General features: G+C 71.3%; 20 protein-coding genes. 1 reads left to right on the top strand and 19 read right to left on the bottom strand.

Translation table 11 applies throughout. From position 1 onward, the window contains the following. Positions 1 to 3: 3 nt before the first annotated feature. The 5 genes from HEK131_RS07495 to HEK131_RS07475 all read right to left on the bottom strand — a co-directional run bounded on the left by HEK131_RS07495 (position 4) and on the right by HEK131_RS07475 (position 4,867). Complete coding sequence (locus HEK131_RS07495) at positions 4 to 1,590, bottom strand: Na+/H+ antiporter (protein ID WP_161147179.1); 1,587 nt, start codon at positions 1,588 to 1,590, stop codon at positions 4 to 6. A 95-nt stretch (positions 1,591 to 1,685) separates the two neighbouring features. Then, on the bottom strand, positions 1,686 to 2,162 hold the full coding sequence (locus HEK131_RS07490) for a GNAT family N-acetyltransferase (RefSeq protein ID WP_244334159.1): 477 nt from the start codon (positions 2,160 to 2,162) through the stop codon (positions 1,686 to 1,688). Further along, on the bottom strand, positions 2,159 to 3,103 hold the full coding sequence (locus HEK131_RS07485; RefSeq protein WP_217462708.1) for an RluA family pseudouridine synthase: 945 nt from the start codon (positions 3,101 to 3,103) through the stop codon (positions 2,159 to 2,161). Before HEK131_RS07485 ends, HEK131_RS07490 begins: the two co-directional genes overlap by 4 nt. Before the next feature lie 68 nt (positions 3,104 to 3,171). Continuing rightward, the gene (gene lspA / locus HEK131_RS07480; protein WP_217462709.1) at positions 3,172 to 3,744 is read right to left on the bottom strand and encodes a signal peptidase II; all 573 of its coding nucleotides are present in this window, start codon (positions 3,742 to 3,744) and stop codon (positions 3,172 to 3,174) included. A gap of 79 nt (positions 3,745 to 3,823) precedes the next feature. Then, a complete protein-coding gene (locus HEK131_RS07475) occupies positions 3,824 to 4,867 on the bottom strand; it encodes a TraR/DksA family transcriptional regulator (RefSeq protein ID WP_244334158.1) in 1,044 nt (347 codons plus the stop codon). 385 nt (positions 4,868 to 5,252) lie between these two features. Here HEK131_RS07475 and ileS point away from each other — a divergent pair, with 385 nt between their 5' ends. Then, positions 5,253 to 8,390, top strand: coding sequence for an isoleucine--tRNA ligase (ileS, locus tag HEK131_RS07470; protein WP_244334157.1), 3,138 nt, complete (start codon positions 5,253 to 5,255; stop codon positions 8,388 to 8,390). Between the two features lie 239 nt (positions 8,391 to 8,629). Here the strand turns inward: ileS and HEK131_RS07465 are convergent, their stop codons facing one another. The 14 genes from HEK131_RS07465 to HEK131_RS07400 all read right to left on the bottom strand — a co-directional run bounded on the left by HEK131_RS07465 (position 8,630) and on the right by HEK131_RS07400 (position 24,918). Then, positions 8,630 to 9,871 carry a DivIVA domain-containing protein gene (locus HEK131_RS07465; protein ID WP_244334156.1) on the bottom strand — a complete coding sequence of 414 codons (1,242 nt, stop codon included), beginning with the start codon at positions 9,869 to 9,871 and terminating at the stop codon, positions 8,630 to 8,632. Between the two features lie 52 nt (positions 9,872 to 9,923). Continuing rightward, positions 9,924 to 10,214, bottom strand: a complete 291-nt coding sequence (locus tag HEK131_RS07460) for a YggT family protein (protein WP_030810117.1) — start codon at positions 10,212 to 10,214, stop codon at positions 9,924 to 9,926. A 49-nt stretch (positions 10,215 to 10,263) separates the two neighbouring features. After that, positions 10,264 to 10,905, bottom strand: a complete 642-nt coding sequence (gene sepF / locus HEK131_RS07455; RefSeq protein WP_161146522.1) for a cell division protein SepF — start codon at positions 10,903 to 10,905, stop codon at positions 10,264 to 10,266. 129 nt (positions 10,906 to 11,034) lie between these two features. Then, positions 11,035 to 11,754: a YggS family pyridoxal phosphate-dependent enzyme gene (locus HEK131_RS07450; RefSeq protein ID WP_244334155.1), complete on the bottom strand. Its 720-nt coding sequence runs from the start codon at positions 11,752 to 11,754 to the stop codon at positions 11,035 to 11,037. A gap of 6 nt (positions 11,755 to 11,760) precedes the next feature. Then, a complete protein-coding gene (pgeF, locus tag HEK131_RS07445) occupies positions 11,761 to 12,489 on the bottom strand; it encodes a peptidoglycan editing factor PgeF (RefSeq protein ID WP_244334154.1) in 729 nt (242 codons plus the stop codon). Continuing rightward, positions 12,486 to 13,703 carry a cell division protein FtsZ gene (gene ftsZ, locus HEK131_RS07440; protein WP_217462715.1) on the bottom strand — a complete coding sequence of 406 codons (1,218 nt, stop codon included), beginning with the start codon at positions 13,701 to 13,703 and terminating at the stop codon, positions 12,486 to 12,488. Before ftsZ ends, pgeF begins: the two co-directional genes overlap by 4 nt. Positions 13,704 to 13,981: 278 nt before the next feature. Continuing rightward, positions 13,982 to 14,776: a cell division protein FtsQ/DivIB gene (locus HEK131_RS07435; RefSeq protein ID WP_244334153.1), complete on the bottom strand. Its 795-nt coding sequence runs from the start codon at positions 14,774 to 14,776 to the stop codon at positions 13,982 to 13,984. A gap of 26 nt (positions 14,777 to 14,802) precedes the next feature. Further along, entirely contained in the window at positions 14,803 to 15,891 is a 1,089-nt protein-coding gene (gene murG, locus HEK131_RS07430) for an undecaprenyldiphospho-muramoylpentapeptide beta-N-acetylglucosaminyltransferase (protein ID WP_217462717.1), read from the bottom strand. 6 nt (positions 15,892 to 15,897) lie between these two features. Further along, complete coding sequence (gene ftsW / locus HEK131_RS07425; protein ID WP_244334152.1) at positions 15,898 to 17,256, bottom strand: putative lipid II flippase FtsW; 1,359 nt, start codon at positions 17,254 to 17,256, stop codon at positions 15,898 to 15,900. Between the two features lie 70 nt (positions 17,257 to 17,326). Continuing rightward, positions 17,327 to 18,769: a UDP-N-acetylmuramoyl-L-alanine--D-glutamate ligase gene (gene murD, locus HEK131_RS07420; protein ID WP_244334151.1), complete on the bottom strand. Its 1,443-nt coding sequence runs from the start codon at positions 18,767 to 18,769 to the stop codon at positions 17,327 to 17,329. Then, entirely contained in the window at positions 18,751 to 19,824 is a 1,074-nt protein-coding gene (gene mraY, locus HEK131_RS07415) for a phospho-N-acetylmuramoyl-pentapeptide-transferase (protein WP_030810142.1), read from the bottom strand. The genes murD and mraY overlap by 19 nt, the downstream gene beginning before the upstream one ends. Beyond that, on the bottom strand, positions 19,821 to 21,236 hold the full coding sequence (locus tag HEK131_RS07410; protein ID WP_217462720.1) for a UDP-N-acetylmuramoyl-tripeptide--D-alanyl-D-alanine ligase: 1,416 nt from the start codon (positions 21,234 to 21,236) through the stop codon (positions 19,821 to 19,823). Before HEK131_RS07410 ends, mraY begins: the two co-directional genes overlap by 4 nt. A 4-nt stretch (positions 21,237 to 21,240) precedes the next feature. Further along, a complete protein-coding gene (locus tag HEK131_RS07405) occupies positions 21,241 to 22,920 on the bottom strand; it encodes a UDP-N-acetylmuramoyl-L-alanyl-D-glutamate--2,6-diaminopimelate ligase (protein WP_217462721.1) in 1,680 nt (559 codons plus the stop codon). 45 nt (positions 22,921 to 22,965) lie between these two features. Further along, positions 22,966 to 24,918, bottom strand: a complete 1,953-nt coding sequence (locus HEK131_RS07400; RefSeq protein ID WP_279614247.1) for a peptidoglycan D,D-transpeptidase FtsI family protein — start codon at positions 24,916 to 24,918, stop codon at positions 22,966 to 22,968. Positions 24,919 to 24,920: the final 2 nt, after the last annotated feature.

Here is a 24,920-nt window from a genome sequence, read left to right as displayed (position 1 = left end):
GGCTCAGCGCAGGCTGCGCACGTCGAGGTGGCGCAGCACCCGGTCCACGATCTCCGGGTCCGCCCCCGGCTCGCTGCGGGCCGCGAGCACCTCGTGGCGGGCGGCGCTCATCATCTCCGCCTGGATCTGCCGCACCCGCTTCAGGCGCCTGGCCCGCTTCTGGTGCGCCTCCCGGCGCTCCTCCTCGCCCATGTCGGGGCTGATGCGGATGCCGATGTCGTAGGCGCGCCGCAGCATCTGCTCGGACAGCTCCTCCGGCAGGTCCTCGACCTGCTCGATCTCCCGAAGCTTGCGCCGCGCTGCCTTGGTCGCGCGGACGGCGAGGTCCTTCTCGAAGTCCTTCTCCCGCTCGGAGTCGGCCCGCACCCCGAGCCTGCGCACCAGCCGGGGCAGCGTGAGCCCCTGGAGCACGAGGGTGGCGATGATCACCCCGAAGGCGATGAAGACGATGATGTCCCGGTCCGGGAAGGGCCCGCCGTCCTCGGTGGTGAGCGGGATGGCGAGGGCCAGCGCCACGGAGGCCACCCCGCGCATCCCGGACCACCACATCACGACGGTCTCCCGCCAGCCGACCGGGATCTCCTCGTCGATGTCCCGCCGGGCGTGCAGCCGCTTGGTCAGCCAGGTCGCGGGCAGCAGCCAGAGCAGCCGGACCAGGATCACCACGGCCGCGACCGCCGCCGCCCAGCCGACCAGCTCGCTCCAGCGGCCGGAGGCGGTGCGGACGGCGTTGTGCAGTTCGAGGCCGATCAGCCCGAACGCGACGCCGGTGACGAGGGTGTCGATGATGTCCCAGAAGGTGTGCCCGGCCAGCCGGGTCATCACGTCGTCGGCGTCGGTGGCGTACTCGGCGAGGAACAGGGCGGTGGTGAGCACCGCGAGCACGCCGGAGCCGTGCAGTTCCTCGGCGAGCACGTAGGAGGCGTACGGCACCAGCAGCGTGAGGCCGATCTGGAGGGTGGCGTCGCCCAGCAGGGACATCAGCTTGTTGGCGCCCCAGCCGAGGGCCAGCCCGATGACGAGGGCGACGACCGCGGAGAGCACCAGGTCGAGCCCGGCCTCCCAGGGGGAGAACTCACCGCTGATCGCGGCGGCGATGGCCACGTGGTAGAGCACGATCGCGGTGACGTCGTTGAACAGCCCCTCGCCCTCCAGGATGGACACCAGGCGGCGCGGCAGCCCGAGTTGACCGGCGACGGCGGTCGCGGCGACCGGGTCGGGCGGGGCGATCAGCGCGCCCAGCGCCACGGCGGCGGCGACCGGGAGGCCCGGCACCATGGCGTGGGCGACCGCGGCCACGCAGATCGTGGTCACGAAGACGAGGGCGACGGCCAGCAGGAAGATCGGCCGGACGTTCGCCGCGAACTGCCGCCAGGAGGTGCGCCGCACGGCCGCGTAGAGCAGCGGCGGCAGCAGGGCGGGCAGGATCAGGTCGGGCGGGATGTCGACGTTCGGCACGAAGGGCAGTACGGCGAGCACCCCGCCGAACAGTGTCATCAGCACCGGCGCGGGCAGTCCGAAGTACTCGCCCACCGGCACGCTCACCAGCGCGGCGAGCAGGATCACGAACAACAGGGCCAACTGATCCACGTAGCGCGCTCCGGAGGTAAACGATCACCGCAAGCCCCCAGCCTGCCACGCCGACCGCTGCGGGCCGGTCAACGGCCCGCCCTCGTACGGCAGTCCTACGCGGGCCCGAGCGGGCGGCGCATCGCCCGGTGCGCGATCCCGGCGTCCTGGAACTCGGGGCCGTACGCCGTGTAGCCGAGGCGCTCGTAGAAACCGAGGGCCTGGGTCTGGGCGTGCAGGTCCACGGCGGTGAGGCCGAGGCTCCGGGCCGCGTCCTCGATGGCCCGCACCAGGGCCGCGCCGACGCCGAGGCCGCGCGCCCGGCGGGTCACCGCGAGCCGGCCCAGCGAACCCACCGAGGCGTCGCCGCCCGTCTTGGCGGCGGCCGCCTCGCCGTGCAGCAGCCGGCCGGTGCCGAGCGGCACTCCGTCCTCGTCCACGGCCAGCACGTGCACGGCCGAGGCGTCGTACGCGTCGTACTCGATGTCCTGCGGGACGCCCTGCTCGCCCACGAAGACGTCCTTGCGGACCGCGAAGCACGCCTCGTGGTCGGCAAGGTCCTCGGCCGCCCGGACGGTGAACGGCACGCTCACGCGTACGTCTCCTCGCGGACCAGGTCGAGGGCGCGGCTGAGGTCCTCGGGGTAGTCGCTCTCGAACTCGACCCACTGGCCGTCCGCCGGGTGCTCGAAGCCGAGCCGGACGGCGTGCAGCCACTGGCGCTCCAGCTTGAGGCGCTTGGAGAGGGTCGGGTCGGCGCCGTAGGTCAGGTCGCCGACGCAGGGGTGGCGGTGGGCGGCCATGTGGACGCGGATCTGGTGGGTGCGGCCCGTCTCCAGCTTCACGTCCAGCAGGGAGGCGGCGCGGAAGGCCTCGATGAGGTCGTAGTGGGTGACCGACGGCTTGCCCTCGGCGGTGACGGCCCACTTGTAGTCGTGCTGCGGGTGGCGGCCGATGGGGGCGTCGATCGTGCCGCTCGTCGGGTCCGGGTGGCCCTGGACGAGGGTGTGGTAGCGCTTGTCGACCGTGCGCTCCTTGAACTGGCGCTTGAGCGAGGTGTACGCCCGCTCGGACTTGGCGACCACCATCAGACCGGAGGTGCCGACGTCCAGCCGGTGCACGATGCCCTGGCGCTCGGCGGCGCCGGAGGTGGAGATCCGGTACCCGGCGGCGGCGAGACCGCCGATGACGGTCGTGCCGGTCCAGCCGGGCGAGGGGTGCGCGGCCACGCCGACGGGCTTGACGATGACGACCACGTCGTCGTCGTCGTACACGATCTCCATGCCCTCGACCGGCTCGGCGATCACCTGCACCGGGGCGGGAGCCTGCGGCATCTCCACCTCGAGCCAGGCGCCTCCGTGGACGCGCTCGGACTTGCCGACCACGGCTCCGTCGACCTGGACCTTGCCGGCCGCGGCCAGCTCGGCCGCCTTCGTGCGGGAGAAGCCGAACATCCGGGAGATGGCGGCGTCGACACGCTCGCCCTCCAGGCCGTCGGGCACGGGCAGGGTTCGGATCTCGGGAATCGTGCTCACCCGTCGAGTATGCAGGACAGGCGGGAGGGCGCCGAACGAGCCTGTGGAAAACCGGTGCGCGGGGCCCGTCAGTCCTTGTGGACGGTGCCGTCCGGGTCCAGGCCGCGGAAGGACAGCAGCACGATCAGGATGCCGCCGCACACGATCGCGGAGTCCGCCAGGTTGAACACGGCGAAGCCGCGGGGGGCGATGAAGTCGACGACCTCGCCCTGGAAGACGCCGGGGGCGCGGAAGATCCGGTCGGTGAGGTTGCCGAGGGCCCCGCCGAGCAGCAGGCCCAGCGCGACGGCCCAGGGGAAGCTGTAGAGCTTGCGGGCCAGCCGGACGATCACCAGGATCACGGCGACCGCGATCACCGTGAAGATGATCGTGAAGGCCGCACCGAAGCCGAAGGCGGCGCCGGGGTTGCGGATGGCGTGCAGCTCCAGGAGGTCCCCGACCAACTGGACCGGGGCGTGGTGCTCCAGCTTCGCCACCACCAGCAGCTTGCTGCCGAGGTCGAGGGCGTAGGCGAACGCGGCCACCGCGAAGAGCACGGCGATCCGGCGGCCGCGGCCGGTCCGCGGCGCGGGGGCCTCCGTCCGCTCTCCACTGCCCTCCGGAGTGTCCGGCGTACCGATGATGCGCTCCGCCTCTGCCACGTGAGTCCCTCAACCTAGGTGCCTGACTGAGGAGAGAGTACGGCACGCCCCCCACGGCGGCGGAGAGCGGACCCGGAGGTCAGGAGCGGCGTTCCTGCTTCTGCTTGCACTCCACGCACAGGGTGGCCCTGGGGAACGCCTGCATGCGGGCCTTGCCGATGGGGTTGCCGCAGTTCTCGCACAGGCCGTAGGTGCCCGCGTCCATGCGTTCGAGGGCGCGTTCGGTCTGGGTGAGCATCTCGCGCGCGTTGGCCGCGAGGGCCAGCTCGTGCTCGCGGGTGATGTTCTTGCTGCCGGTGTCGGCCTCGTCGTCGCCCGCGCCGTCCGCCGAGTCGCGCATCATGCCGACCAGGGACGCCTCGGAGGAGCTGATCTCCGTGCTCAGCCGGTCCGCCTCGCCGGCCAGCTCCGCGCGCGCCTCGGCGACCTCCTGCGGGGTCCAGGGGTCCTCGCCGGGACGTACGGCCAGCTCACCGGGTTCCGCGGCGGCCAGGCGCGCCTTGGACGGGGCGCTCTGTTCCGCCGTGGCCGTGCCGGAAGTCTTCTCAGCGACCACCCTCGTGGCTCCCGTCTTCCCGGCCGTGCTCTTCTTCGCGGCCGTCTTCTTGGCAGGCGCCTTCTTGGCGGCCGCCTTCTTGGTGGCCGTCTTCTTGGCAGCCGTCTTCTTGGCAGCCTTCCCGGCCGTCGTGCCCTGGGGGGTCGCCGCCTCGGCGGCGGTGGCCTTGGCGGCCGTCTTCCTGGGAGTCACCGTCTCGCCGCCCGTCTTCTCACCGGCCGTCCGACCAGCGGACGCCTTCCTGGCAGTGGTCTTCTTCTTGGCGGGCGCACCCTCGTCACCTGCGGCCTTCTTCGCCGCGGCACCCTTCGGGGCGGCCGGCTTCTTCCCGGTGGCAGCCGTTTTCGCCCGCCCGCTCCCCCTTCCCGCCGAACCGCCGGACGTCTTCTTCGCCACCATGGCCGGGGCCCCTTCACATATGTGATTTCGCAGGCGAATCGTGCTGGGACGATAAATCGACTTGAGTCCCGCGGCAACGGGGCACGCCGCCCGATTCGCCCGCCCCGCACCCCCCGCGCAGCAGACCTGCATCCGTTGTGCCCAGCTCCCCGGCACGTAACCCGTCATGCCGCGACCGCCGCCGTTCGGGTCACGCCCCGCCCGGAAAAGCGGTCGGCCGCTGTCCGCGCGGCGCCGTACACTGGGCGGAGCGAGAAGCGTGGATGGGGACGAGTAGCGTCGTATCGCAGCCCAGAGCGAGCCGGGGTCGGTGGAAGCCCGGTGGCGAGCGCGATGTGAAGATCACCCCGGAGCCGCCGGAAGAAAGTCCCCGCCCGTCCGGCGGGGGCGAGTAGACCCGGCCGCGACCCCAATGAGGGGGCTCACCGCCGTGCGGCACACGGAGGGGGCCAAGGAGGGTGGTACCGCGGGAGCGCGCCGCACACGGCGTGGAAGATCGAAGCTCTCGTCCCTCCGACGGAAGGCAGCAAGTTCCGTTGGAGGATGCTCGCAGATGACAGCGCCGACGTACCGCCAGGTGCCCGCCCAGGTCGACCTGCCCGCGCTTGAGCACGCGGTGCTCGACTTCTGGCGCGACCAGAAGATCTTCGCCAAGACCCTGGAGCAGTCCGAGGGCCGCCCCGAGTGGGTGTTCTACGAGGGCCCGCCGACCGCCAACGGCATGCCGGGCGCCCACCACATCGAGGCCCGCGTCTTCAAGGACGTCTTCCCCCGCTTCCGCACCATGCGCGGCTACCACGTCGGCCGCAAGGCCGGCTGGGACTGCCACGGCCTGCCGGTCGAGCTGGCCGTGGAGAAGGAGCTGGGCTTCTCCGGCAAGAAGGACATCGAGGCGTACGGCATCGCCGAGTTCAACGCCAAGTGCCGCGAGTCGGTGACCCGGCACACGGACGCCTTCGCCGAGCTGACGACCCGCATGGGGTACTGGACGGACCTCGAGGACCCGTACCGCACGATGGACCCCGAGTACATCGACTCGGTGTGGTGGTCGCTGAAGCAGATCTTCGACAAGGGCCTGCTGGTCCAGGACCACCGTGTCGCCCCCTGGTGCCCCCGCTGCGGCACGGGCCTGTCCGACCACGAGCTGGCCCAGGGCTACGAGACGGTCGTCGACCCCTCGGTCTACGTCCGCTTCCCCCTCACCTCCGGCCCGCTCGCCGGCGAGGCGTCCCTGCTGGTGTGGACGACGACCCCGTGGACCCTGGTGTCCAACACGGCCGTCGCGGCCCACCCCGACGTCACCTACGTCGTCGCCACCGACGGCCAGGAGAAGGTCGTCGTCGCCGAGCCGCTGGTCGGGAAGTCCCTCGGCGAGGGCTGGGAGCCCACCGGCCAGTCCTTCACCGGCGCCGAGATGGAGCGCTGGACCTACCAGCGCCCCTTCGAGCTGGTCGAGTTCCCCGAGCCCGCGCACTACGTGGTCAACGCCGAGTACGTCACCACCGAGGACGGCACCGGTCTGGTCCACCAGTCCCCCGCCTTCGGCGCTGACGACCTCCTGGTCTGCCGCGCCTACGGCCTGCCCGTGGTCAACCCGGTCCGCCCCGACGGCACCTTCGAGGAGGACCTGCCGCTGGTCGGCGGCGTCTTCTTCAAGAAGGCCGACGAGCAGCTCACCGAGGACCTGCGCGAGCGCGGCCTGCTCTTCCGCCACCTGCCCTACGAGCACAGCTACCCGCACTGCTGGCGCTGCCACACCGCGCTGCTCTACTACGCCCAGCCGTCCTGGTACATCCGCACCACCGCCGTCAAGGACCGGATGCTCGCGGAGAACGAGAGCACCAACTGGTTCCCGGAGACGGTCAAGCACGGCCGCTTCGGCGACTGGCTGAGCAACAACATCGACTGGGCGCTGTCCCGCAACCGCTACTGGGGCACCCCGCTCCCGGTCTGGCGTTGCGACGAGGACCACCTGACCGTGGTCGGCTCCCGTACCGAGCTGGGCGAGCTGACCGGCACCGACCAGTCCGGCCTGGACCCGCACCGCCCGTACATCGACGCGGTGACCTTCCCCTGCCCCCAGTGCGGCGACACGGCCACGCGCGTGCCCGAGGTCATCGACGCCTGGTACGACTCGGGCTCGATGCCGTTCGCGCAGTGGGGCTACCCGCACAAGAACAAGGAGCTGTTCGAGAGCCGGTACCCGGCCCAGTTCATCTCCGAGGCGATCGACCAGACCCGCGGCTGGTTCTACACGCTGATGGCCATCGGCACCCTGGTGTTCGACGAGTCTTCCTACGAGAACGTCGTGTGCCTCGGCCACATCCTCGCCGAGGACGGCCGCAAGATGTCCAAGCACCTGGGCAACACCCTGGAGCCCATCCCGCTCATGGACCAGCACGGCGCGGACGCGGTGCGCTGGTTCATGGCGGCCGGCGGTTCGCCCTGGGCGGCCCGCCGCGTCGGCCACGGCACCATCCAGGAGGTCGTCCGCAAGACGCTCCTGACGTACTGGAACACGGTCGCCTTCCAGGCGCTGTACGCCCGCACCGCCGGCTGGGCGCCCAGCGCGGCGGACCCGGCCCCGGCCGACCGCCCGCTGCTGGACCGCTGGCTGCTGTCCGAACTCCACGCCCTCACCGACCAGGTGACCCAGGCACTGGAGGCGTACGACACCCAGCGCGCCGGCAAGCTGCTCTCCGCGTTCGTGGACGACCTGTCGAACTGGTACGTGCGCCGCTCGCGCCGCCGGTTCTGGCAGGGCGACAAGGCCGCGCTGCGCACCCTGCACGAGGTCGTCGAGACGGTCACCCAGCTCATGGCGCCGATCACCCCGTTCATCGCCGAGCGGGTCTGGCAGGACCTGATCGTGCCGGTGACGCCGGACGCCCCGGAGTCCGTCCACCTCTCCGACTGGCCCGAGGCCGACTTGTCGGCGATCGACCCGGAGCTGTCGAAGCGGATGGTCCTGGTCCGGCGTCTGGTGGAGCTGGGCCGCGCCACGCGTGCCGAGTCGGGCGTCAAGACGCGTCAGCCGCTCTCCCGCGCCCTGGTCGGCGCCGCCGGCTTCGACACCCTCGGCCCCGAGCTGCGCGCGCAGATCACCGAGGAGCTGAACGTGGAGTCCCTGGCCTCGCTGTCCGAGGTCGGCGGCTCCCTGGTGGACACCACCGCCAAGGCCAACTTCCGTGCGCTGGGCAAGCGGTTCGGCAAGCGGGTGCAGGACGTGGCCAAGGCCGTCGCCGCCGCCGACGCCGCCGCGCTGTCGCTGGCGCTGCGCGAGGGCACGGCCTCGGTCGAGGTCGACGGGGAGACGGTGACGCTCGCCCCGGACGAGGTGATCATCACGGAGACCCCGCGCGAGGGCTGGTCGGTGGCGTCCGACTCCGGTGCCACGGTCGCGCTGGACCTGGAGATCACCGAGGAGCTGCGGCAGGCGGGGCTCGCCCGTGACGCGATCCGGCTGATCCAGGAGGCGCGTAAGAACAGCGGCCTGGACGTCGCGGACCGTATCGCCCTGCGCTGGACCGCGACGGACCCGGCGGTCGGGGCGGCGCTCTCCGAGCACTCGGCTCTCATCGCGGACGAGGTTCTGTCCACGGACTTCGCCCAGGGCGAGGCGGACGAGACGTACGGCGAGGCGTTCACGGACGAGGGGCTGTCCCTGACGTTCCGTCTGCGCAAGGTGTAGCGCTCCGCCGGACCGACGGCGGCTGCCCCTGTGTGGGGGTGGCCGCCGTCGTGTTTTCCGGCCGCGGGTGCGTCGTGGCCGGCCGCGCGGTTCCCCGCGCCCCTGAGGTCGGCACACGTCCCGTCGGCCGTGTCGGCAACCCTGCTCAACACGCGTAAAACAGGGCGGGCCCCGGACCGAAGTCCGGGGCCCGCCCTGAACGCTGCCGACGTCTATGGCGTACTAGTGGCCGGTGGCCGTCAGTTGTCGTCCTCGTCGATCAGGAACCCGCGCATCGGCGAGGGAGCCTGACCCATCGGGGACGGGCCCTGCGGCCGGACCGGAGCCATCGGCTGGGTCATGGCCGGCGTCATCTGCTGCTGGCCGCCGTAGGACGGACCGGCGGGCGCCTGCGGGCCACCCATGCCCTGGTTGCCGCCGCCGTAGGACGGGGCGCTCGCGCCGGCCGGAGCCATCGAGGGCGACGGCGACGGCGGCAGGGACGGGGCGGCCGGAGTGCGCGGCGGAGCGAGCGAGTCGTCGGCCTGGGTCTCGAGCTGACGAAGCTGCGACTCCAGGTACGACTTCAGACGCGTCCGGTACTCGCGCTCGAAGCCGCGCAGGTCCTCGACCTTGCGCTCCAGCGTGGCGCGCGCGGACTCCAGGGAGCCCATGGCGACGCGGTGCTTCTCCTGCGCGTCCCGCTCCAGGGCGTCGGCCTTGGCGCGGGCGTCGCGCTCCAGACCCTCGGCGCGGCTGCGGGCCTCACCGACGATCTTGTTGGCCTCGGAACGGGCCTCGGCGATCGCCTGGTCGGCGGTCTGCTGGGCCAGCGAGAGGACACGCGCGGCGCTGTCGCCGCCGGGGCCACCCTGACCGGGCAGGCCGGGGCCGCCCATCGGACCGCCCATGGGGCCGCCCATCTGCTGCGGCATGGGCGGCTGACCGCCCATCGGACCCTGGCCCATCGGACCGGGACCCTGACCCATGGGACCGGGGCCCTGGCCCATCGGACCCTGGCCCATCTGGCCCTGACCCATCTGGCCCTGACCCATCTGGCCCTGACCCTGGCCCATCGGACCGGGACCCATCTGGCCCTGGCCCATCGGGCCGGGACCCTGCGGGCCGCCCTGTCCGCCGGGACCGGCGGGGAGCTGCGGGGCACCGCTCGGCAGCTGGGGCGGGCCACCCATGGGGCCACCCATCTGCTGCTGCGGCGGGCCCGATATCCCGGCGGGAACCGGGGCGCCGGGACCGCGCATGCCCTGCTGCTGCTGGTCCTGCTGCTGCTCCGGGGGCTTGCGCATGTTCTGCTGGTTCTGCGCGGCGGCACGCGTGGCGGCGGCCAGCTTGGCGCGCAGGTCCTCGTTCTCGCGGAGCAGACGGGTCAGTTCGGCTTCGACCTCGTCGAGGAAGGCATCGACCTCGTCCTCGTCATAGCCTTCTCGGAGGCGGACGGTCGTGAACTGCTTGTTCCGCACGTCCTCGGGGGTCAACGGCATCTCTTCACCTCAACGTAGTCATCGGCAGTCGGCAAGACCGTATCGTCCACCCTCATCGCACGAAGCTCCCCGCCACGGTGATGAGGATGTAGACGATGATCATCAGGACGAAGAAGGACAGGTCGAGTGCCACGCCCCCGAGCCGCAGCGGCGGGATGAACCGCCGCAGAAGCTTCAACGGTGGATCGGTGACAGTGTAGGTGGCCTCCAGTACGACCACCATCGCCTTGCCGGGTTGCCACGAGCGGGCGAACTGGAAGACATAGTCCATGACCAGCCGGAAGATCAGGACGACGAGAAACACCATCAGCGCGATGTAGATCACCTGCGCGAACACGCTCATGGCTGTGCTTCCCTCTCCCCTGTTCCGTGCATCTTCCGGTGGTGCGTCTTCAGCTCTGGTTGAAGAACCCGCCCTCTGCGATGCGGGCCTTGTCCTCCGCCGTGACATCGACGTTAGCAGGAGACAACAGGAAGACCTTCTGCGTCACCCGTTCGATACTGCCGTGAAGTCCAAACACCAAACCTGCCGCAAAGTCGACAAGTCGCTTCGCATCCGTGTCGTCCATCTCGGTCAGATTCATGATCACCGGGGTGCCCTCGCGGAAGTGTTCCCCGATGGTACGGGCCTCGTTGTAGGTCCGCGGGTGCAGGGTGGTGATGCGGTACGGCTCTCGTTCCGACACGACCTTGGGCATGATCACCGGCGCGTTCTTCTCCAGGGACTGACGTTCTTGTGTGATGGACGCCACGGGCGCGATACGCGCCGGGCGCCCCGATTCCGCGGTCAGCGCCGGGGAATGGGACACCGGTTCGCGCTGCGCCGGAGGCTGCACCACTCGCACCGATTCATCCCTTTGGGACACATGTGCACTGTGCGACTGGTGAGTCGGCTCGTGCCGTCGGTGGTCCCGCTCGGGCTCCGGGTCCAGTTCGGGCTCGAAGTCGTCGTCGGGGTCGAAACCCCGGCCGTCGTACCCATCGTCCTCCACGAGGCCGAGGTAGACCGCCATCTTGCGCATCGCGCCGGCCATGCTCTGAGTCCTCCGCTCTGTGGTGGATCGGGTGACGACTGCCAAGTTCCCGCGATCCACTCGGTCGTTGCGCCCGCTTTCGGCGGGCATTGACCATATTTTCTGCTGTGGTCCGACTTCTTGGCGACGTTACCCGAGCCTGGGGCGGACTCCGAGTACCGCGCTGCCGACGCGCACATGTGTCGCCCCGGCCGCCACGGCCTCCTCGAGGTCCGCGCTCATCCCTGCGGACACCATGGTCGCAGCAGGATGGGTCCGGCGCAGGTCGGTCGACAAATCCACGAGCCGTTCGAACGCCGCGCGTTCGCGTCCCGCGTACTCCCCGGTGAGAGGTGCCACGGTCATCAGGCCGTCCAGCCGCAGTCCGGGCGCGTCGGCGATCAGGCCGGCCAACTCCGCGATCCCGGCCGGTGCGATCCCGCCGCGCTCACCGCGGCCGCCCGCCCCCGCGTCCAGTGCGACCTGGATGAGGCAGCCGACCTCGCGCCCGGCCCGCACCGCCTCCTTCGACAGCGCGGTGACGAGCCGGTCCCGGTCGACCGACTGCACGACATCGGCATAACCGACCACGGAGCGGACCTTGTTGGTCTGCAACTGACCCACGAAGTGCCATTCCAGCGGCAGATCCGCGCACTGGGCGGCCTTCGGCGCCGCGTCCTGGTCCCGGTTCTCGGCGACCTGACGCACCCCCAGCTCGGAGAGGATCCGTACGTCGTCGGCCGGGTAGGTCTTGGTGACCACGATCAGGGTCACCTCTTCCCGTGCCCGCCCCGCGGCCGCGCACGCGGCGGCGATGCGTTCCTCAACCTTCGCCAGATTTCCGGCGAGTTCGGTCCTACGGTCCGTCATGCCCCATCAGTCCAGCCACACATAGCCGGCGAGCCGCCCCGTGGCGCGGTCGCGGCGGTACGAGAAGTGATCGTCCGACTCCCTTGTGCACACCGGCGATTGCTCCCGGTCGCGCACCCCGAGCCGGTCGAGCTGCGCGTGCACTCCGGCGCTCACGTCGACGGCGGGAGTGCCCCAGCTCGTCTCGGCGTGCGCCGCCGGTTCGGCCGCGGCCACCTCGGCGCGCATCGTTTCCGGCACCTCGTAACACCGGCCGCACACGGCGGGTCCGGTGCGGGCGACGATCCGGCCGGGCTCGGCGCCGAGCCCGGTCATGGCGCGCACGGCGGCCGGGACGATGCCGGCGAGCATGCCGGGCCGTCCCGCGTGCGCCGCCGCGACGACGCCCGCCACGGGGTCGGCCAGCAGGACCGGCACGCAGTCGGCGGTGAGGACGGCGAGGGCGAGTCCGCGCCGGGCGGTGACGATCGCGTCGACCTCCGGCACGGGGCGCTCGCCCCAGGGCTCGTCCACGACCGCCACGTCGGCGCCGTGCACCTGGTTCATCCAGACCGTCCGCGCCGGGTCCACGCCCAGCGCCTTGGCCGCGAGTTCGCGGTTGGTCCGCACGGCGCCGGGGTCGTCACCGACCGCGCCGCCGAGATTGAGCTCCGCATACGGAGCGGCGCTCACCCCGCCCCACCTGTCGGTGAAGGCGAAGTGCGCGCCGCTCACGTGTTCGCGCCGACCTATCACTTCAGGAAGTCCGGCACGTCCAGCTCCTCGGCCGCGCTGTCCGCGTAGGTACGGGACTGCGGTACCGGCGGGGCCACCGGGATCTCGACCACCGGCTCGGGGGTCGGCTCCGGCTCCTCCTTCGGGGTCACGCTGCCCAGCGAGCCGAAGGTCGGGCGGCTCTCCGGCTGCTGCTGACGCGGCGGAGCGGGCTCCTCCCGGCGCGCGGCCTGGGAGTTGGAGGAGGACGAGGTGGAGCCGAGGACGTTGTCCCGGCGGGCCGGGGGCTGGCCGCCGTCGAAGCCGGCCGCGATCACGGTGACCCGCACCTCGTCGCCGAGGGCGTCGTCGATGACCGCGCCGAAGATGATGTTGGCCTCGGGGTGGGCGGCCTCGCTGACGAGCTGGGCTGCCTCGTTGATCTCGAACAGACCGAGGTCGGAACCGCCGGAGATGGAGAGCAGGACGCCCCGGGCGCCGTCGATGGACGCCTCCAGCAGCGGCGAGGAGATCGCCATCTCGGCGGCGGCCACCGCGCGGTCGTCGCCGCGGGCCGAGCCGATGCCCATGAGGGCCGAACCGGCCTCGGACATGACCGACTTGACGTCGGCGAAGTCGAGGTTGATCAGACCGGGGGTGGTGATGAGGTCCGTGATGCCCTGGACACCGGAGAGCAGGACCTGGTCGGCGGACTTGAACGCGTCCAGGACCGAGACCTGGCGGTCCGAGATGGACAGCAGCCGGTCGTTGGGGATCACGATGAGGGTGTCGACCTCTTCGCGCAGCTCGGCGATGCCGTCCTCGGCCTGGTTGGCGCGGCGCCGTCCCTCGAAGGTGAAGGGGCGCGTGACCACGCCGATGGTGAGGGCGCCCAGCGAGCGGGCGATGTTGGCCACGACGGGCGCGCCGCCGGTGCCGGTGCCGCCGCCCTCGCCGGCGGTCACGAAGACCATGTCGGCCCCCTTGAGGACCTCCTCGATCTCCTCGCGGTGGTCCTCGGCGGCCTTGCGGCCGACGGCCGGGTTGGCGCCGGCGCCGAGTCCGCGGGTGAGTTCACGGCCGACGTCCAGCTTGACGTCGGCGTCGCTCATCAACAGGGCTTGCGCATCGGTGTTGATGGCGATGAACTCGACGCCCTTGAGGCCGACCTCGATCATCCGGTTGATGGCATTGACACCACCGCCGCCGACACCGATGACCTTGATGACTGCGAGGTAGTTCTGCGGTGCTGCCACGTCGAAGGCCTCTCGCCTCGAATTACGTTGTCGCGCCGGGCGGTTGCCCGACCGGGACGACGGATGCCGAATTTGGGACGGTCCGAACGCCGACCCGAACCCTAACCCTGAAGTTTAGGGTTACCAGTGTGTCTGTTCCCTGGAGTCTTCTGAACAGGACACTAAGTCGACAAGCGGCGCCCGTTCAACGAACACGCCGAACCTCCCGTTTTTCTTTTCACCCTATGTGATCAGCCGTAGCAGTGCCCAACCAGGGTGCTGGCCTGCGCTGATGTGCGTCAACTCCCCGCTGACGCGGGGGCGGTGGGCACGCTCACATCGAAGTGACGGGCGTCAGGAGCTGCTTTCATGAGAGCTGTGAGGGCCCGTGCCTTGGCGCGCCCGTTCTCCCCGCTCCCCCACTCCACGGTGCGCCCGTGACCCAACTCCAGTGTGATGGCGTCGAACGAGCCGACCCGGACGGTCCCGGTGTCCCTGGCGACGGGGGCCGGGAGGCTGCCGGCGACCCGGACGGCCTCGCGCACCAGGCGTCCGGTGCCGAAGCGGCGCAGGCTGGCGGCACCCGATCCCTTGCGGGACGCGGCGAGTTCGAGCATCGGTACACCCCTGGGCGCCTTCCCCACGGTGGCGAACCGTACGCCCCCGTCGTCGATCTCGGTGAACTTCCCGCCCTCGCGGGTCAGCAGCACCGGGGTGCGCTCGACGACCTTCAGGGTGATGCCGTGCGGCCAGGACCGGGAGACCTCGACCGTGTCGATGCGCCGCAACTTCCCCCGCAGCCGCGCCTCGACGGCGTCCGTGCCGACCGAGGCCAGCGGGACGCCGGTCGGCACGTCGGCGGCGTCGCGGACCTCGGCGGGGGTGAGCACCCGGGTGCCGGACACCGAGACGTACCGCACGCGCAGCCACTCGGAGCCGTAGAGCACCCAGACGGAACCGGCGCCCGACAGGACCAGCAACACGGCCGACATGATGATCATACGAAGCCGGGGACGCCTCAACCGGCGGACGAGCGGCGGGCCGGCCGACTCCTGCTGACGTTCACCGCGCTCGGCGGTGGTCGAACCGGCCACGCTCGCTGTCCCTTCGTCGTACGTGCCTAGCGGCTGGAGGCGATGGCCTCGTACACCATGCCGACGAGCAGGTCGTCGGCGTCCCGGCGGCCGAACTCACCGGCGGCGCGGGACATCTCGTAGAGGCGGTGCGGGTCGGCCAGGACCGGGAGCACGTTCTGCTGCACCCACTCCGGCGTCAGTTCCGCGTCGTCCACGAGGAGTCCGCCGCCCGCCTTGACCACCGGCTGGGCGTTCAGCCGCTGTTCGCCGTTGCCGATGGGCAGCGGGACGTAGGCGGCCGGGAGCCCGACGGCGGTGAGTTCGGCGACGGTCATCGCGCCCGCGCGGCAGAGCATCATGTCGGCCGCGGCGTACGCGAGGTCCATCCGGTCCAGGTAACTTACCGGGATGTACGGGGGCATCCCCGGCATCTGCTGCACCTGCGGCAGTTCGTTCTTCGGACCGACCGCGTGCAGGATCTGGATCCCGGCCTGCTGGAGCCAGGGCGCGACCCGCTGGACGACCTCGTTGAGGTGCCGGGCGCCCTGCGAGCCGCCCGAGACGAGCAGCGTGGGCAGGTTGGGGTCAAGGCCGAAGCGGGCCCGTGCCTCGGGGCGCACGGCGGCGCGGTCCAGGGTGGCGATGGAGCGGCGCAGCGGGATGCCGATGTAGCGGGCGTCGCGCAGCTTGCTGTCGGGCGTGGAGACGGCGACCCGTGCCGCGTAGCGGGAGCCGATCTTGTTGGCCAGGCCGGGGCGGGCGTTGGCCTCGTGGATCACGATCGGCACGCCCAGGCGCTTGGCGGCCAGGTAGCCGGGCAGCGCGACGTAGCCGCCGAAGCCGACTACCGCGTCGGCCTTGGTGCGCTCCAGGATCTGCTCGGCGGCCTTGATCGTGCCGCGCAGCCGCCCCGGAACCGTGATCAGCTCGGGCGTGGGCTTGCGCGGCAGCGGCACCGCCGGGATCAGCGCCAGCTCGTAGCCGCGCTCGGGAACGAGCCGGGTCTCAAGTCCGCGCTCCGTGCCCAGGGCCGTGATCCCCACGGTGGGGTCCTGCCTGCGCAGGGCGTCCGCGAGGGCGAGCGCGGGCTCGATGTGGCCCGCGGTACCCCCGCCGGCGAGTACGACATGCACCGAAATTCACCGCTCTCCGGACGAACGCGCCGCCGAGGCACGCCGTCGCATCGTGTTCCATCTCCGTGGCACCCGCTCGGCACGGGAGCCTCCCGCCCGTTTTCTGGCAAAGCGGGGTTGCCGCATCGCGAGTGCCGCCCGCGCACCGGGCTCGTCACGCGCGAAGGCGATCAGCAGCCCGATGGCGAACATGGTCGGCAGCAGGGCGGACCCTCCGTAGGAGAACAGCGGGAGCGGGACGCCGGCGATCGGCAGCAGGCCGAGCACCGCACCGATGTTGATCACCGCCTGGGCGATGATCCACGTCGTCACGCCTCCCGCGGCGTACCTCACGAAGGGGTCCTCCGTGCGTCCGGCCACGCGGATACCCGCATAGCCTAGAGCCGCGAACAGGGCGAGTACCGACAGCGTGCCCGCCAGACCCAGTTCCTCACCTGTGATGGCGAAGATGAAGTCGGTGTGGGCTTCGGGGAGTTGTCCCCATTTCTCCACACTGGCGCCGAGCCCCGAACCGAAGATGCCCCCCGAGGCCAGGGCGTAGATGCCGTGTACGGCCTGCCAGCAGTCGGCGGCGCCCGCCTTGGGCTCGGTGGCGCCGATGCAGGCGAGCCGGGCCATCCGGTTGGGGCTGGTCTTGATGAGGATCACACCGATCAGCGCCGCCACCGACAGCACCCCGGCGAAGAGCCTGGTCGGGGCCCCCGCGAGCCAGAGCAGGCCGAAGAGGATCGCGGTGAGGATGATCGCGGTGCCCATGTCACCGCCGAGCATGATCAGCCCGAGCAGCAGGAAGGCGACCGGGACCAGCGGGACCAGCATGTGCTTCCACTGGGTCAGCAGCTTCTTGTCCTGCTTGCGGGCGATCAGGTCGGCGCCCCACAGCACCAGGGCGAGCTTGCCGAACTCGCTGGGCTGGACCTGGAAGGAGCCGCCGAGCGAGATCCAGTTCCGGTTGCCGTTGACCGACATCCCTATCCCCGGCACCTGCACCAGCGCCATGCTGAAGACGGCGGCGGCCAGGATCGGGTAGGCCAGCGCCCGGTGCAGCTTGACCGGCATGCGGGAGGCGGCGAACAGCAGCGCGCCGCCGATCAGCGCGGCCAGGAACTGCTTGCGGAAGAAGAACGAGCCGGGCAGCGAGAGCTGCAGCGCGGTGATCTGGGAGGCCGAGTAGACCATCACCAGGCCCAGGACGGTGATCAGCATGCTGCCGCCCAGGATCAGGTAGTAGGCGGTCAGCGGCCGGTCCCACGCCTTGCGGGCGCGGTCACGCAGGCGCCGCAGGGGGTTCTCGCCCGCGATCCTCGGGGGTGCGGGACGGGCCGTCCGCTGCACGGGCGGCCGTCCGGTACGGCTACTGGGCATCAACGCCTCCGCTGAACGTCGACCGTCCCACGCGTCCCTCCCAAGATCCGCCCGGCACGGGCGGCCGGGGTCAGGCGCCGAGTTCGCGGACGGCGGCCGCGAACGCGTCGCCGCGCTGGTTGTAGTTGGTGAACATGTCCATGGAGGCGCAGGCCGGGGCCAGCAGGACCGTGTCGCCGGGCCGGGCCAGCCGCTTCGCCTCCGTCACCGCCTGGAGCATCGCCCCAGTGTCGGTCCGGTCGAGGTCCACCACGGGTACTTCCGGGGCGTGTCGCGCCAGGGCCTCGCGGATCAGGGCGCGGTCGGCGCCGATCAGCACGACACCCCGCAGCCGCTTGGCCGAGGCGGCCACCAGCTCGTCGAACTCGGCGCCCTTGGCGAGGCCGCCGGCGATCCACACGATCGGCTCGTACGCGGCCAACGAGGCTTGCGCGGCATGGGTGTTGGTGGCCTTGGAGTCGTCCACGTACGCCACGCCGTCGAGGTCGGCGACATGGGCGATGCGGTGGGCGTCGGGCCGGAAGGCGCGCAGTCCGTCGCGCACGGCCTGCGGGGACACCCCGAAGGAGCGCGCGAGGGCCGCCGCGGCAAGGGCGTTGGCGATGTTGTGCGGGGCGGGCGGGTCGACGTCGGCGACCTCGGCCAGCTCCTGCGCGTTCTTCTGCCGGTTCTCCACGAACGCGCGGTCGACCAAGATGCCGTCCACGACGCCGAGTTGGGAGACGGAGGGCGTGCCGAGGGTGAACCCGACGGCCCGGCAGCCCTCCTCCACGTCGGCCTCGCGCACCAGGTCCTCGGTGCGCGGGTCGGCCACGTTGTAGACGCAGGCGACCTGGTTGCCCTCGTAGATCCGGCCCTTGTCGGCGGCGTAGGCGTCCATGGAGCCGTGCCAGTCGAGGTGGTCCGGGGCGAGGTTGAGGACCGCGCCGGAGTAGGCGCGCAGGGAGGGCGCCCAGTGGAGCTGGTAGCTGGACAGCTCGACGGCGAGCACGTCGTACTTCTCGTCGCCGAGGACCGCGTCCAGCAGGGAGACGCCGATGTTGCCGACCGCGGCCGTGCGCAGGCCCGCCGCCTTCAGGATCGAGGCGAGCATCTGCACGGTCGTGGTCTTGCCGTTGGTGCCGGTGACGGCGAGCCAGGGGGCCGCGTCGGGCCCCCTGAGGCGCCAGGCCAGCTCGACGTCGCCCCAGACGGGCACGCCCGCCTTCCCGGCCGCCAGGAACAGCGGCTTGTCCGGCTGCCAGCCGGGCGCGGTGACGATCAGCTCGGTGCCCTCGGGAAGGGTGGCGCCGTCGCCGAGGCGGACGGTGATGCCGAGCGCCTCCAGTTCCGCGGCCTGTTCGCGGGCGCGGGCGTCGTCGCCGTCGTTGACGGCCGTGACGATCGCCCCGCGCGCGTGCAGCGCCTTCGCGGCCGGCAGGCCGGAGACGCCGAGTCCGGCGACGGTGACGTGCTTGCCCTGGAATTCGCTGGGCCCCGAAGGCACCGAGGTGGTCACTTGTCCGCTGCCCATCCCGCGTAGAAGAGGCCGAGTCCGACGATGACGCAGATGCCCTGGATGATCCAGAAGCGGACCACGACAAGGACCTCGGACCAGCCCTTGAGTTCGAAGTGGTGCTGGAGCGGTGCCATCCGGAAGACGCGCTTGCCGGTGAGCCGGAAGGAGCCGACCTGGATGACGACCGACATGGTGATGAGGACGAACAGGCCGCCCATGATGGCCACCAGCAGCTCCGTGCGGGAGAGGATGGCCAGGCCGGTGAGGACACCGCCGAGGGCGAGCGAGCCGGTGTCGCCCATGAAGATCTTCGCCGGGGAGGTGTTCCACCACAGGAAGCCCAGGCATGCACCCATCAGGGCGGAGGCGACCACCGCGAGGTCCAGCGGGTCGCGCACCTCGTAACAGGCGGCCGGGTTGGTCAGGGTCATGGCGTTGGCGCAGGACTCCTGGAACTGCCAGACGCCGATGAACGTGTACGCGCCGAAGACGAGGACGGAGGCGCCGGTGGCGAGGCCGTCCAGACCGTCGGTGAGGTTCACGCCGTTGGACATGGCGAGGATCATGAACAGCGCCCAGACCACGAACAGCACCGGGCCGATGGTCCAGCCGAAGTCCGTGATGAACGACAGCTTGGTGGAAGCCGGAGTGTTGCCCCGGTTGTCGGGGAACTGCAGGGCGAGCACCGCGAACCCGATGCCGACTATCAGCTGGCCGGCCATCTTCGCCTTGGCGCGCAGACCGAGCGAGCGCCGCTTGACGATCTTGATGTAGTCGTCGAGGAAGCCGACCAGGCCCATGCCGAACATCAGGCCGAGCACCAGCAGGCCGGAGTACGTCGGCGGCTTGCCGGTGATCACCTTGCTGAGGAAGTACGCGGCGATCGTGGCCAGGATGAAGGCGATACCGCCCATCGTCGGCGTACCGCGCTTGCTGGCGTGCTCGCGCGGGCCGTCGTCGCGGATGTACTGGCCGTAACCCTTGCGGGCGAGGAGCTTGATCAGCAGCGGGGTGCCGATCAGCGTCAGGAAGAGACCGATGACGCCCGAGAACAGGACCTGGTTCATCATCGGGCTGCGACCTCACCCTCGGTACCGGCCTCGGCGAGCGTCTGGGCGACACTCTCGAGCCCCACCGACCGGGACGCCTTCACCAGCACGACGTCCCCCGGACGCAACTGCTTGCGCAAAAGGTCGATCGCCGCCTGTGCGTCGGACACGTGCACCGACTCCTCACCCCACGAACCCTCGTTGTATGCGCCCAGTTGCAGCCAGGAGGCTTCGATGCCACCGACCGCGACGAGCTTGCTGACGTTGAGTCGGACGGCGAGCCGTCCGACCGCGTCGTGCTCGGCGAGAGCCTCGTCCCCCAGCTCGGCCATCTTGCCGAGCACCGCCCACGTGCGGCGCCCCTTGCCCATGGCCACGAGCGCCTTGAGGGCGGCCCGCATGGACTCGGGGTTGGCGTTGTAGGCGTCGTTGACGATGGTCACGCCGTCCGGGCGCTCGGTGACCTCCATGCGCCAGCGGGAGAGGGTGCCCGCGCCGGAGAGCGCGGAGGCGATCTCACTTGCGGACATGCCCAGCTCATGGGCGACGGCGGCCGCGGCGAGCGCGTTCGACACGTGGTGCTCACCGTACAGGCGCATGGTCACATCGCTTGCACCGGAGGGTGTGTGAAGCCTGAAGGAGGGCTGTCCGCTGTCCGTGAGTCGTACGTTCTCGGCGCGTACGTCCGCTTCGGCCGACTCTCCGAAAAGGACCACCTTCGCCTTGGTACGGGAGGCCATCGCGCGCACCAGCGGGTCGTCGGCGTTGAGGATCGCGGCGCCGCCGTCCGCGGCCGCGGGAAGGCTCTCCACCAACTCGCCCTTGGCCTGGGCGATCTGCTCGCGGCCGCCGAACTCGCCGATGTGGGCGCTGCCCACGTTGAGCACCAACCCGACCTTGGGCGGGGTGAGTCCGGCCAGGTAGCGGATGTGCCCGATGCCGCGGGCGCCCATCTCCAGCACGAGGAACTTGGTCTCCTCGGTGGCGGACAGGGCGGTCAGCGGCAGCCCGATCTCGTTGTTGAGCGAGCCGGGCGTGAACACGGTCGGCGCCTTGCCGCCGAGCACCTGGGCGATGAGGTCCTTGGTGCTGGTCTTGCCCGCCGAGCCGGTCAGGGCGACGAGGGTCGCGCCGAGCCGTTCGACGACGTGCCGGGCGAGGGCGCCGAGCGCCTCCTGGACGTCGTCCACGACGATCGCGGGCACGCCGACGGGACGCGACGCCAGCACGGCGACCGCGCCCGCCTCGACGACCTGGGCCGCGAAGTCGTGGCCGTCCACCCGCTCGCCGACGAAGGCGACGAACAGGGTGCCGGGCACCACCTCGCGGGAGTCCCGGACGACCGGGCCGGTGACCTGGACGGACGTATCCGGTATGTCGTGTGTCTGCCCGCCGACGACTGCTGCGATCTCGGCGAGGGAGAGGGCGATCACAAGTTCATCCCTGGGTGTTCTGGATAGCTTCGCGGAGCACCTGGCGGTCGTCGAAGGGACGGATCACGCCGGCGATGTCCTGGCCCTGCTCATGGCCCTTGCCCGCGACCAGCACCGTGTCACCGGCGGCCGCGCGGCCCACGGCGGCGGCGATGGCGGCGGCCCGCTCCTCGAAGAGCAGCACCTCGCCCCGCTCGTGCGCGGGCACGGAGGCGGCGCCTTCGAGCATGGTCGCCAGGATCGCCAGGGGGTCCTCGGAGCGGGGGTTGTCGGAGGTCAGTACGGCCGTGTCGGCGTACCGGGCCGCGGCGGCGCCCATCGGGGCGCGCTTGGTGCGGTCGCGGTCGCCGCCGCAGCCGAGCACGAGGTGCAGCCGGCCCTTGGTGACCTTGCGCAGCGCCTTGAGCACCGACTCGACCGCGTCGGTCTTGTGGGCGTAGTCGACGACGGCGAGGTAGGGCTGTCCGGCGTCGACGCGCTCCAGGCGGCCGGGGACGCCGGGGACCGCGGCGATGCCGTCGGCGGCGGTCTGCGGGTCGATCCCGGCGGCGGCGAGGGCGGCCAGCGCGGCGAGGGTGTTGGCCACGTTGAACGGGCCGGGCAGCGGCGAACGGGCGTGCACGCGCTCGCCGTTCGGGCCGAGCGCGGTGAACGTCGAGTCCATGGGGCCGATCTGCACGTCCTCGGCGCGCCAGTCGGCGTCCGGGTGGCCCTCGGCGGAGAAGGTGACGACCGGGACGGTGGCCTCGGTGACGAGCCTGCGGCCGTACTCGTCGTCGGCGTTGACCACGCCGAGCCTGCTGCGCGCGGGGGTGAACAGGCCCGCCTTGGCCTGGAAGTAGTCCTCCATGCCGGAGTGGAACTCCATGTGCTCCGGGCTGAGGTTGTTGAAGACCGCGATGTCGAAGACGCAGCCGTCGACCCGGCCGAGGACCAGGGCGTGGCTGGAGACCTCCATGGCGACGGCGTCGGTGCCTCGCTCGCGCATGACGGCGAACAGCGCCTGGAGGTCGGTGGCCTCGGGGGTGGTGCGCTCGGACTTGATGCGCGTCTCGCCGATGCGGGTCTCGACCGTGCCGACCAGGCCGGTGGAGCGGCCGGCGGCCTTCAGACCGCCCTCGACCAGGTAGGCGGTGGTGGTCTTGCCAGAGGTGCCGGTGATGCCGATCTGGAGCATGTCCCGGCCGGGGCGGCCGTAGATGGTGGCGGCCAGTTCGCCCATCCGCGCGCGCGGGTCCTCGACGGCCAGCACCGGCAGTCCGGTCGCGGCGGCGCGCTCGGCGCCCGCGGGATCGGTCAGCACGGCGACGGCGCCGAGCCCGGCGGCCTGGGTGGCGAAGTCGGCACCGTGCAGCCGGGCGCCGGGCAGGGCGGCGTACACGTCGCCGGGGCGGACGGCCCGCGAGTCATGGGTGATCCCGGTGACCCCGACAGGCTCGGTGGACTCGGCGGGCGCGGCGGTACCCAGTTGACCGGCCAGTTCCGCGAGGGAGATGGCGGAGACCTGAACCGGTCGCGGCGGTCCCGGATTTGTCACGGAAACGCCCTTCTGAGTGGTTTGGGACTGATCGGCGTGTGGCACGGCGGTGAGCGTACCGGGAGTACCCGCTCCGGAGCTAAAACGGGGCTCGCGGGCGGTGCGGGGAGTCCCTCGGTTCCCGTCGTCGGGGGTGATCGTTGTCACGGGCTCGTTCCTGGTGGTCGTTGCCTGGTGCCGGTCGGCGGCGGGTCAGGGCTTGTAGGAGACGGGCAGGGCGGCGGCCTTCGCGCCGGTCGGGGGCACCTGCATGGTCTTCAGCGCGAACTCCATCACCTGCTTGTAGACCGGACCGCAGATCTGGCCGCCGAAGTAGCTGCCGGAGGTGGCGTTCTGGATGGCGCAGTAGACGGTGACGCGGGGCTTGTCCGCGGGGGCGAATCCGGCGAAGGACGAGGTGTAGCCGTGGTACCTCCCGGTGGCCGGATCGACACGGTTGGCGGTGCCGGTCTTGCCCGCCACCCGGTACCCGGGGATGCGGGCCTTGATGCCGGTGCCCTGCTCGTCGTCGACGACCGACTCCAGCATCTGGGCGACGGTCTTCGCGGTCTTCGCGCTGACGACACGGGTCTTCTCGGGCCCCGGCGCGGGGGCGAAGCGGCCGTCGGCGCCCTTGGTGCCGCGCACCAGGGTGGGCGCGACGCGGACTCCGCCGTTGGCGATCGTGGAGTAGACCGAGGCCGCCTGCATCGCGTTGATGGAGAAGCCCTGGCCGAAAGGGATCGTGTACTGCTGCGAGGTGGACCACTTGGCGGAGGGCGCGAGGATGCCCGGAGTCTCGCCGGGGAAGCCGAGCCCGGTGTAGCGGCCGATGCCGAACTGGCGCAGGTAGGAGTAGAGCGAGTCGTTGGCCGCCCGCTGGGTCTTGCCGAGCTGGCCGGTGGCGAGGATGGTGCCGATGTTGCTGGACTTGGCGAGCACGCCGTTGAGGGTGAGGTACCAGGTGGCGTGGTCGACGTCGTCCTGGAAGAGCCGGTCGCCCCGGTGCAGCCGGTTGGGTACGACGACGTGGGTGAGCGGGGTGGCCGCGTTCTCCTCCAGCACGGCCGCCATCGACATCACCTTGGCGGTGGAGCCGGGTTCGTAGGCGTCCTGGAGGGCGGCGTTGCCCATGGCGGCGGAGTCGGCCTTGGACAGGTCGTTGGGGTCGAAGCCGGGCGAGTTGGCCATGGCGAGGATCTGGCCGGTGGCGGTGTCCTGGACGATGACGTAGCCCCGGTCCGCCTTGGACTTCCTCACCTGGTCGGAGATCGCGTTCTGCGCGGCCCACTGGATGTCGCGGTCGATGGTCAGCTCGACGTCGCTGCCGGGCACGGCCGGGGTCTCGGTGGAACCCACGGTGGGCACCTCGCGCCCGCCGGACTGGGCGTAGCGGATCTTGCCGTCCTTGCCGGAGAGCTGCTTGTCGAGCTGCTGCTCGATGCCGCCGCCGCCCTTGCCCTCGCTGTTGACCCAGCCCAGTATCCCGGCGGCGAGGTCCTTGTTGGGGTACACCCGCTGGCTGCTGGGGTCGGCGAAGACCCCGGCGAGCACGTTGGCGGTGCCCTTCTTGGCGAGGGCGGCCTTGAGGTCCTTGATCTGCTTCCAGACCTGCGGGGTCTGCCGGGAGGCCAGCCGGGCGTAGCGCGACTGCTTGTTGGCCGGGCGGAGCTTCTGGACGAGCGCTTCCTGGTCCTGGCCGAGGATCGGGGCGAGCAGCGCGGCGGCCTGCTCGGGCCCGTCGGAGATCTTCAGTTGCCCGCTGCCGAACATCATGGGGTCGGCGGTGATGTCGTAGGCGTCCTCGCTGACGGCGAGGGCGACGCCGTTGCGGTCGGTGATGCCGCCCCGCTCGGCGGTCAGGGTGTGCGCCACGAAGCGGTTCTGCTGGGCCTTGGCGGAGTAGGTGCCGGCGTCCACGGCCTGGACCTGGAGGAGCCGCACGGTGAAGGCGGTCAGCACCAGGGCGAGGGCGAGGCCGACCAGGCGGAGCCGGGGCCGGGGGCTGCCGAGCCGCAGGGCGGGCTTGGCCGGAGGGCGTCGGCCGCCGGAGGGGCGGCGGGCGGGGCGGGCACCGGGACCGGGCCGGCGGGGGGCCGCGCCTCGGGGACGGGGCGGCCTCGCGGGTCCGGGCACACGGCGGCGCGGCGCTTCCCTGTCGGACACTT

Origin of the sequence: Streptomyces seoulensis (assembly GCF_022846655.1) — a bacterium.
Taxonomy (GTDB): domain Bacteria; phylum Actinomycetota; class Actinomycetes; order Streptomycetales; family Streptomycetaceae; genus Streptomyces.
Note: the sequence above shows the minus strand (reverse complement) of the source record. Positions and strands in the feature narration are given on the sequence as shown.

Excerpts from the sequence above, each read along its gene's own strand:
- HEK131_RS07450 (WP_244334155.1), bottom strand. The coding sequence starts at position 11,754 with ATGACGGACCGTAGGACCGAACTCGCCGGAAATCTGGCGAAGGTTGAG.
- murD (WP_244334151.1), bottom strand. The coding sequence starts at position 18,769 with ATGGGCAGCGGACAAGTGACCACCTCGGTGCCTTCGGGGCCCAGCGAA.
- mraY (WP_030810142.1), bottom strand. The coding sequence starts at position 19,824 with ATGATGAACCAGGTCCTGTTCTCGGGCGTCATCGGTCTCTTCCTGACG.
- HEK131_RS07465 (WP_244334156.1), bottom strand. The coding sequence starts at position 9,871 with ATGCCGTTGACCCCCGAGGACGTGCGGAACAAGCAGTTCACGACCGTC.
- sepF (WP_161146522.1), bottom strand. The coding sequence starts at position 10,905 with ATGGCCGGCGCGATGCGCAAGATGGCGGTCTACCTCGGCCTCGTGGAG.
- ileS (WP_244334157.1), top strand. The coding sequence starts at position 5,253 with ATGACAGCGCCGACGTACCGCCAGGTGCCCGCCCAGGTCGACCTGCCC.
- HEK131_RS07475 (WP_244334158.1), bottom strand. The coding sequence starts at position 4,867 with ATGACGGGTTACGTGCCGGGGAGCTGGGCACAACGGATGCAGGTCTGC.
- ftsW (WP_244334152.1), bottom strand. The coding sequence starts at position 17,256 with ATGCCCAGTAGCCGTACCGGACGGCCGCCCGTGCAGCGGACGGCCCGT.
- HEK131_RS07460 (WP_030810117.1), bottom strand. The coding sequence starts at position 10,214 with ATGAGCGTGTTCGCGCAGGTGATCTACATCGCGCTGATGGTGTTTCTC.